The sequence below is a fragment of the Streptococcus sp. HMSC065H07 genome (assembly GCF_001837325.1).
GTDB classification, from domain to species: domain Bacteria; phylum Bacillota; class Bacilli; order Lactobacillales; family Streptococcaceae; genus Streptococcus; species Streptococcus salivarius_H.
Genome location: NZ_KV832018.1, coordinates 1 through 1411, shown reverse-complemented (window position 1 = coordinate 1411; position 1411 = coordinate 1). Strand labels below are relative to the sequence as shown.

The 1411-nt window shown below is 38.1% G+C and carries 1 pseudogene; it reads left to right on the top strand.

What is annotated here, in order from left to right:
• Positions 1–121 precede the first annotated feature (121 nt).
• A pseudogene (locus tag HMPREF2637_RS02145) lies at positions 122–1371 on the top strand (ISL3 family transposase).
• Positions 1372–1411 lie beyond the last annotated feature (40 nt).

Sequence of the window (1411 nt, the reverse complement as noted above, 5' to 3'; positions counted from 1 at the left end):
GGCTCTATAATTTCTGTAGTGGGTAAAACTACTGTAGAGATTATAGAGCTTTTTGAATGCAGACAAAAAGTCCCATAAGAACTATAATGAAAAGCAACCAAACCATCATTAGGAAGAACTTATGAGACTTATTAAGAATACCACAGAATTAATCGGAATTAAAGACCAAAATATCAATATTTCACTTGTTTTTGAAACTGATACTCATATCGAGATTCAAGCAAAACTCGATTCCCCTGCACCATCATGTCCTCATTGCCATAGAAAGATGATCAAGTACGACTTTCAAAAGCCTTCTAAAATCCCTCTTCTTGAGCAAGCTGGAACTCCAACACTACTACGTCTGAAAAAACGTCGTTTCCAGTGTAAAAGTTGTAGACGAGTCACGGTAGCTGAGACATCTATCGTTGAGAAAAACTGCCAAATCTCCAATCTAGTCCGACAAAAGGTTACACAACTCCTAACTGAGAAGGTGTCATTAACGGATATTGCCAGAAGACTTCGCGTGTCAACGTCCACTGTCTATCGTAAACTCGACCAGTTTACTTTCAAGGAACATTATGACAAACTCCCAGCTATTATGTCCTGGGATGAGTTTGGCTTCAAGAAAGGGGAATTGGCTTTTGTGGCACAGAACTATGAGACAAACGAACTCATAACTATACTTGATAATCGCTGCCAAACTACTATACGAAACTACTTTTTGAAGTATCCATTGAAAGTCCGACAACAGGTACAGTTTATCACTATGGATATGTCTGGAGCTTATATGCCACTGGCTCGCAAGCTCTTTCCAAACGCCAAAATCGTTCTTGATCGATTTCACATTATTCAGCACCTTGGTCGAGCCTTTTTAAAGACAAGAATTGCGATTATGAACCAGTTTGATAAGAAGTCGCTACCTTATCGAGCTTTAAAAAATCACTGGAGACTCTTCCAAAAGGACAGCCGTAAGTTATCTCTCAACCCTTTTTACTCAAAGACCTTCCATCAAACATTATGCCCACATGAAGTCGTTGAGAAGACACTGAATTTCTCAGAAGAACTCACCAATTATTATAACCTCTATCAGCTTTTGCTTTTTCACTTTCAGGAGAAGAGAGGGGATGAGTTTTTTGAACTCATAGAGGAGAATATAAGCAAGGTTAATCATTACTTCAAAACAGTCTTTAGGACTTTTCGTAAACATAAACAATACATCAAAAATGCACTAGAAACACATTACTCAAATGCAAAATTGGAGGGGACCAATAAGCTTATCAAAGATATTAAACGTCTGGGCTTCGGTTTTAAAAATTTTATCAACTTTAGGAAGCGTGTTTTCATCACTCTGAATATACAAAAAGAGAAGACCTATCTGGTCCTCTCTAGATGTTAGCTTTTCGTCACCCACTACAGTTGACAAAGAGCC